Origin of the sequence: Nocardia aobensis NBRC 100429 (genome assembly GCF_000308375.1) — a bacterium.
Classification (GTDB): domain Bacteria; phylum Actinomycetota; class Actinomycetes; order Mycobacteriales; family Mycobacteriaceae; genus Nocardia; species Nocardia aobensis.
In genome coordinates, this window is sequence record NZ_BAFQ01000089.1 from 1 (window position 1) to 7659 (window position 7659).

At 70.2% G+C, this 7659-nt stretch carries 6 protein-coding genes; 4 read left to right on the forward strand and 2 right to left on the reverse strand.

The window, feature by feature from the left end:
• A partial coding sequence (locus RJ03_RS11315) for a 3'-5' exonuclease (RefSeq protein WP_036501082.1) occupies positions 1–1862 on the forward strand: 1862 nt, incomplete at its 5' end.
• Entirely contained in the window at positions 1859–3739 is a 1881-nt protein-coding gene (gene recD / locus RJ03_RS11320; RefSeq protein ID WP_036501083.1) for an exodeoxyribonuclease V subunit alpha, read from the forward strand. The genes RJ03_RS11315 and recD, both read left to right, overlap by 4 nt.
• Before the next feature lie 21 nt (positions 3740–3760).
• Here the strand turns inward: recD and RJ03_RS11325 are convergent, their stop codons facing one another.
• The gene (locus RJ03_RS11325) at positions 3761–4465 is read right to left on the reverse strand and encodes a TetR/AcrR family transcriptional regulator (RefSeq protein WP_051024566.1); all 705 of its coding nucleotides are present in this window, start codon (positions 4463–4465) and stop codon (positions 3761–3763) included.
• 130 nt (positions 4466–4595) lie between these two features.
• Here RJ03_RS11325 and RJ03_RS11330 point away from each other — a divergent pair, with 130 nt between their 5' ends.
• Together RJ03_RS11330 and RJ03_RS11335 are read left to right on the forward strand one after the other, a co-directional pair.
• Complete coding sequence (locus RJ03_RS11330; RefSeq protein WP_036501085.1) at positions 4596–6167, forward strand: succinic semialdehyde dehydrogenase; 1572 nt, start codon at positions 4596–4598, stop codon at positions 6165–6167.
• A gap of 37 nt (positions 6168–6204) precedes the next feature.
• Positions 6205–7032 (forward strand): SDR family NAD(P)-dependent oxidoreductase, encoded by an 828-nt coding sequence (locus tag RJ03_RS11335; protein WP_036501086.1) that lies wholly within the window; start codon positions 6205–6207, stop codon positions 7030–7032.
• Between the two features lie 30 nt (positions 7033–7062).
• Here RJ03_RS11335 and RJ03_RS11340 read toward each other — a convergent pair whose 3' ends face one another.
• Positions 7063–7578: an NUDIX domain-containing protein gene (locus tag RJ03_RS11340; RefSeq protein ID WP_036501087.1), complete on the reverse strand. Its 516-nt coding sequence runs from the start codon at positions 7576–7578 to the stop codon at positions 7063–7065.
• Positions 7579–7659 lie beyond the last annotated feature (81 nt).

Here is a 7659-nt window from a genome sequence, read left to right on the forward strand (position 1 = left end):
TCCGGCTGGCGGCGACCACCCCGCTGCTCGGACTGTCCGCGGCCGATATCGACGCCGGTGGCGCGGATCTGGTGGGCAGGCTCAGCACCCAGCTGCGCGACGCGGCCCGGCTGTTCGCGCGCTCCGGTTTCGCTGCCGTGTTCGACCGGCTGTCCGCCCAGGCCCAGCCCGCGCCGCGACTGCTGGCCCAGAGCGGCGGTGAACGGCGCCTGACCGATCTGCGGCATATCGCGCAACTGCTCGACGAGGTCGCCGCGCGGGAATCGCTCGGACTCACCGCGCTGACCCGCTGGCTGGCCGACCGGGTGCGTGATCCGTCCTCGGGCGCCGTCGCGGGACGCAGCCGCCGCCTCGACCGCGATGCCGCCGCGGTGCAGATCGCCACCGTGCACGCCAGTAAGGGCCTGGAATTCCCCGTCGTCTATCTGCCTTTCGCGTGGGACGGCGCGAAGAACCCCAATCCGTCGACGCTGCTGTTCCACGACGGCGACGAACGGGTCCTGGACGTCGGCGGTCCCGAGGCGCCCGGTTACGCCGAGCACCGCCGTCGCTGTGAGGCCGAGGAAGCGGGGGAGGAGCTGCGGCTGCTGTACGTCGCGGTGACCCGGGCACAGTGCCAGGTGGTGGCCTGGTGGGCGCCGGCCTACGGTACGGCCGCCGCGCCGCTGCACCGGATGATCCTGGGCCGCGACCCCGGCAGCGCCGAGGTGCCGGCCCGCAGCGAGGTGCCCGCGGACCCGATCGTGTTGCAGCAGTTGCGCGAATGGGCCGCGACCGCCGGTCCCGGCCTGATCGAGATCGAGCCCGTCCGCGCGGCGGTCGAGGCGCAGCTGCGCACCGAACGGGGACAGACCGGCGACCGGACGCTCGAGGCGGCGCGGTTCACCCGCTCCGTCGACCACGACTGGCGCCGTACCTCGTACTCGGCGCTCACCGCCTCGGCGCACGAAACAGCCCATGGCGCAACGGATTTGGTGGTGACGGATCCCGTCGAAGGCGGCACCGACGAGCCGTTGTCGCCGGCGCCGGAACTCGGTCCCGGCCTCGGAGCGGAGGATGAATTCGCCGGTGCGGCACCGTCGTTGATGAACGACCTGCCCTACGGCGCCGAATTCGGCACGCTCGTGCACGGCGTGCTCGAGCTGGTCGACACCGATGCGCCGGACCTGGCCGCCGAGGTCCTGCTGCGCTGCGAACAGGCCGTCGAGCAACTCATGGCCGATATCGATCCCGGCGAACTCGCCCGCGCGCTCGTCGCGGTGCTGCGCACACCGTGCGATCCGGTCGCGCTGGCCGACATCCGGTCGCGGGATCGGTTGAACGAATTGGAATTCGAACTGCCGCTCGCGGGCGGCGACGACCCGGTGGCGCAGCGGGTGACGGTCCGGCGGATCGGCGCCCTGCTGCGGAAACATCTGCGGTCCGACGATCCGTTCGCCACCTACGCCGATGTCCTCGACCTGCTCGACGACATTCCGCTGCGCGGATATCTGACCGGAAGTATCGACGCGGTGCTGCGGACCGACGGCCCCCGCTTCCTCGTCGTCGACTACAAGACCAACCGGCTCGGCGCCGGTGAGCTGACCGTGGCGCACTATCGGCGCGACCGCATGGCCGAGGAGATGATGCGCTCGCATTATCCGCTGCAGGCGCTGCTGTATTCGGCCGCGCTGCACCGCTATCTGCGGTGGCGCATGCCCGACTACGATCCGCCTCGCCACCTCGGCGGGGTGCGCTATCTGTTCGTGCGCGGCATGATCGGCCTCGCCACCCCACCCGGCCACGGGGTCTTCGACTGGGATCCCCCGGCCGGGCTGATCGTGGCGCTGTCGGATCTGCTGGCCGGCCAGGAGGACCGATGACGGCGATTGCTCTGGCGCAGCGCGCTACCGGCCTGCTGCGAACCTTCAACACCGCAGGCGTGCTGTCGGCGGCCGATGTGCACGTGGCGTTGCGGCTGGGCAAGCTCGGCGGTGAATCCGGGGAGCAGGTGCTGCTGGCCGCCGCGCTCGCGGTGCGTGCGGTGCGGTCGGGGTCGGTATGCCTGGAATTGCGGCGCATGCACGAAATCGGTGTCGACGGTGAGGGTTTCGACCTCGGCGATGCGGAACCGATCGATCCCGCACTGCTGCCCTGGCCGGACGTCGACAGCCTGTGCGAGCAGTTGCGCGCGAGCCCACTGGTGTGCGGCAGCCCGGCCGGGCCGCTGTGCCCGCTGCGGCTGGTCGACTCCGAGGGCGGGCCGCTGCTGTATCTGGACCGCTACTACCGGCAGGAGCAGACGATCCGCGAGGTGCTCGCGGACCGTGCGCACGGGCATCCGCTCGTCGACCCGGACACCGTGCGCCGGGAACTGGACCGGCTGTTCCCCGGCACGGGCGGGCCCAGCGCCGCCCCGGACCGTCAGCGCATCGCCGCCGCCGTCGCCGCCACCAGCTGGACCACGGTGGTCGCCGGTGGTCCCGGTACCGGTAAGACCCACACCATCGCCCGCATCCTGGCACTGCTGGTCGCGCATCAGCGCGCGGTCGCCGACACCGCACCGCTGCGTATCGCGCTGGCCGCGCCGACCGGCAAAGCCGCTGCGCGCCTTCAGGAATCGGTGCGTGAACAGGCCGGTGACCTCGACCTGCCGGAACTGACCGCGGCCACCGTGCACCGGCTGCTGGGCTGGCAGCGCGGCGGCACCACCCGCTTCCGCCATCACGCCCACAATCGGCTGCCCTACGACGTCATCGTCGTCGACGAAACCTCCATGGTGTCGCTGACCATGATGAGCAGGCTGCTGCCGGCCGTGCGCCCGGACGCCCGGCTGGTCCTCGTCGGCGACCCGGACCAGCTCGCCTCGGTCGATGCCGGTGCCGTCCTCGCCGATCTGGTCGCGGGACCGGTGGCCGGGCCGCCGAATCCGATCCTCGAGCGGATCCTCGACACCGGTTCCGGTCCGGTGGCCGGTGCCGAGGATCTCAGTGAACGGGAACGAAACCGATTGCGCGGCGGCATGATTCGCCTGACCCGCGGCCGCCGGTTCGGTGGCCGGATCGCCGATCTGGCGGTGGCGGTGCGCGCCGGCGACGCCGAGACGGCGCTCGCACTGCTGCACGACGGCGGTGCGGAGCTGTCCCTGCACGAACCCGACGACATCGCCGATGTGCGTGCCGACGTGGTGCGCGCCGCCCGCGAATCCACCACTGCCGCCGAGGCCGGGGACGCCGCGGCGGCGCTGCGGGCGATGGAATCGCATCGCCTGCTGTGCGCGCACCGGCAGGGGCCGTTCGGCGTCGAACGGTGGGACCGCATGGCCGGCGGCTGGGTCGCCGCGGCCGGGATCGGCACGGAATCCGCTGCCGGGCAGTGGTTTCCGGGCCAACCGCTGCTGGTGACCGCCAACGACCACGAGGCCCGCATCTACAACGGCGACACCGGTGTCATCGTGCGGTCCGGCGACGGTGGCCTGCGCGCGGCGCTGCAGCGTGGCAGCGAACCGTATCTGGTGCATCCCACCCAGTTCCCGGGCGTCACCACGGTGTACGCGATGACCATCCACCGCAGCCAGGGCAGCCAGTACGGTGCGGTGACGATCGTGCTGCCGGGCCCGGAGTCGACGCTGCTGACCCGTGAGCTGCTCTATACCGCGATCACTCGCGCCCGGCAGCGGGTCCGCATCATCGGTACAGCAGAGGCGCTGGAGGCCGGGATCTCGCGGCGGGTGCTGCGGGCGAGCGGGCTGCGCGGCTGATCCGGGGCGTTGTCGCGGGATTCAGCCCTGCACGGGCAGGAAGATGCCCGGAATCGTCAGGGCGAGTTCGACATCCTCGCGCCGACCGAGGGTGACCAGCACCGTGCGGATCATCGTCAGCCGGGCCTCGGCGACCGCCTCGGGATCCGGATCGTCTCCCGGTGCGGTGGCCAGCGACACCTGGTACACCACGAATGCGCAGACCTGCAGTGCCGTGTCGAGGTCCAGCGGTGCGGGCAACTGCCGGCCCAGCACGGCGAACTTCTCCCGCACCAGCGCGCGGATATCGTCGAAGGCCTGCTCTCGGTACGCCGAGACCGGTGAGGCCGGATCGTGCAGTTCCGCGAACACCGGGCGCAGCATCGGCCCGTGCCCCCGGGCCCAGTCCAGGTAGGCGTCGATGATGCCGATGCCGAGCGCCACCGGCTCCTCGGACTCTTCCAGTGCCCGGCGGATACCGCCCACCAGGCCCTCGTTGGACTGCGTGAGGACGACGTCGAGCGGGGCCGTGGCATTGGCGAAATAGCGGTAGAAGGTGGGCCGCGAGATCCCGGCCTGTTCGATGATGCGCGCGACACTCAGTCCGCGCGAACCGGATTCGGTGAACACCGCGGCGGTGGCGGCGACGATGCGGGAGCGCACCTCGTCGGCCTGTGCGGGCGTCTGCGGCGGCCGGCCCCGGCGAGCGGCGCCGTTGTGAGTGGTGAGCACCCCGTCCTGCGGCATCCGTGGTACCTCCCTGATCGGTTGTGCGGACTTGACATGGCCCGGCATCGCCCGATTAATCTAACATCGGTGTTAATCTAACACTGGTGTTCAACAAATTGTTGGCGCCTGCCGACCGAGAGGGCCGACAATGACGACCGCCCCAGACCTCGCCGCTGCTCCGGCCCTGCCGCAGGAGCTGGTGGACCGCCTGCTCGCGCACGCCACCGCGGGTGGCGCTGCCTCGGTGGCGGTCCTCGCCCCGGCCACCGGCGCCAAGATCGCCGAGCTGCCGCAGTCGTCCACCGCCGATATCGAGTCCGCCTTCGCGACCGCCCGCAGCGCTCAGCAGCGGTGGGCGCGGGTTCCAGTGCGCGAACGCGTGGGTGTGCTGCGCCGCTTCCACGACCTGGTCCTGGCCGAGCAGGACACCATCCTCGACATCGTCCAGACCGAGGCCGGCAAGTCCCGCGTGCACGCCTTCGACGAGGTCGGGGATGTGGCGGTCAACGCTCGCTACTACGCCGCCGCGGCCGAACGGCTGCTCGCCTCGCGCACCCCGCGCGGTGTGCTGCCGGTGCTTACCAAAATCGAGGTCCGCAACCGGCCCAAGGGTGTGGTCGCGGTGATCTCGCCGTGGAACTACCCCTTGGCCCTGGCCGTGTCCGACGCGCTGCCCGCGCTCATGGCCGGCAACGCGGTCGTCGCGCGACCCGACAACCAGACCGCGCTCACCGCGTTGTGGGCGATCGACGCCGCTGAACGCGCCGGCCTGCCCGCGGGGCTGTGGCAGGCGGTGCTGGGCCGCGGCTCGGTGATCGGCGGTGAGGTGATCGCGCGTGCCGACTACGTCGACTACACCGGCTCCAGCGCCACCGGCCGCACCATCGCCCGGCAGGCGGGGGAGCGGCTGATCGGCTACTCGCTCGAACTGGGTGGCAAGAATCCGCTGCTGGTGCTCGCCGACGCCGATGTGAGCGCGGCCGCCAAGATCGCGGTGCGCGCCTGTTTCGCCTCGGCCGGGCAACTGTGCGAATCCATCGAGCGCATCTACGTGCACGACCGCGTCTACGATCGGTTCGTCAGCGAATTCACCTCCGCCACAAAGGCTTTACGGCTCGGTTCGGCGCTCGACTACTCCTACGAGATGGGTTCGCTGACCTTCCCGCGCCAGCTCGACACGGTCACCGAACACGTCCAGGACGCCGTCGCCAAGGGCGCGACCGTGCTGGCCGGCGGCCGCGCGCGGCCGGACCTGGGCCCGTACTTCTACGAGCCGACCGTCCTGGCCGGGGTGCGACCGGGGATGACCGTCTACCGCGAGGAGACCTTCGGCCCGGTCGTCTCGATCTACCGCGTCCACAGCGACGACGAGGCCGTCGAGCAGGCCAACGACACCGCCTACGGTCTCAACGCCAGCGTGTGGAGCCGCGATACCGGACGCGCCCGGGAGATCGCCGCCCGCATCCACGCCGGATCGGTGAATGTGAACGAGGGCTTCATCGCCGCGTGGGGCAGTGTCGCGGCCCCCTCCGGCGGGCTCGGCATCTCCGGTAGCGGCCGCCGCCACGGGCCGGAGGGGCTGCTCAAATACGTCGACACCCAGACCATCGCGGTCCAGCGCGCGCTGCCGATCGCGCCGCTGCCGGGCATGTCGGAAGCACTGTGGGCGAAGACCATGACGCTCTACTTCGGCGTGATGAAGGCGTTGCGGCAGAAATGATCTCGCCCGCTCGGGCACATCGGGAAAGGGAACGGATATGGATACGGTCGCGGGCAAGCGGGTACTGATCACCGGCGCGGCGATGGGCCTGGGCAAATCCTTCGCCCAGCGGGCGGTGCGCGAACAGGCCGCCGACGTGGTGCTCTGGGATGTCAACGAGACCGCGCTGAAGCAGACCGCCGCCGAACTGTCCTCCGGATCGGTGAGCCGGGTGCACCACTACGTGGTCGACGTCGCCGACCAGCAGTCGATCATCGAGGCCGGCGCCGCGGTGCGATCGGAGGTCGGCGATATCGACGTGCTGGTCAACAACGCCGGAATCGTGCGTGGCAACGGCTACTTCTGGGAAACCGAGAACCGCGCCGACATCGACAAGACGATGGCGATCAATTCACTGGCGCCCATGTACATCGCGCTGGAATTCCTGCCCGCCATGGTCAACCGCAAGACCCCGGCGCGGGTGCTGAACATCGCCTCCTCGGCGGCGCTGGTGGCCAATCCGCGCATGAGTGTCTACGCCGCCTCCAAGTGGGCGGCGCTGGGCTGGTCGGATTCGGTGCGCCTGGAACTCGAGCAGTCCGGCAACGAGCACGTGAAGGTCACCACGGTGTGCCCGACCTACATCAACACCGGAATGTTCGACGGCGCCAAGGGTTTCTGGTTCACGCCGATCCTGGAGCAGGAAGAGGTCGTCGACACCGCGTGGCGGGAGATGAAGAACGGTGCGGCGCTGGTCGTGCTGCCGTGGACCTCCCGGCTCAACCGCGCCATCTCCGGTCTGCTGCCGCTGAAGGTGCGCGACTACTACCTGAACAAGGTGGGTGTCTATCACTCGATGGACGAATTCACCGGCCGCAAGTCCTGAGGCCCAGTCGATTTCAGCGGCTTCGCCGATTCACGAGGCTTCGCCGGGCCGGACGCGCCAGGGGAGCGTGACCGGTTCGGGTGGTATCCGACCCGCCAGCAGATCGGCGAGGAGCCCGGCGAGACCGAGTGGGTAGACCTCCTGATCGGTGCTCGCGAGCTCATCGACACTCCACCAGCGGAATTCGTCGATGGCGGTGCTTTCGTAGGTCAGCAGCCCACTCGTATCCAGGTCGGTGCCCGCGGTGGGCAGCCGGTAGAAGAAATAGTCCTCGCGAAAAATGCCCGACAGCCAGCCGGGAATCTCCAGATGTCCGGCCGCCACCGCCACCTGCGGTCCGAGATCGGCCGCGGTGACCCGTAATCCGGTCTCCTCGCCCAATTCCCGCGCCGCGGCCTCCGCGGGCGACTCGGCCGCATCGATCCCACCGCCGGGGGTGATCCAGTACAGCGGATCCAGCGTGCCGCGATAGGCGATGAGCAGAATCCGGTCGTCGGCGTCCGCGAGGATCACCCGTCCCGACCTGCGCACGTATCGCTGCTCCACAACGCCTCATGCTAGCGGCCGCGGTGAATCCGTTTGTGCCATACTCGGCGCGGCGGAATGCGCCGAGGGAGGACGGAAGTA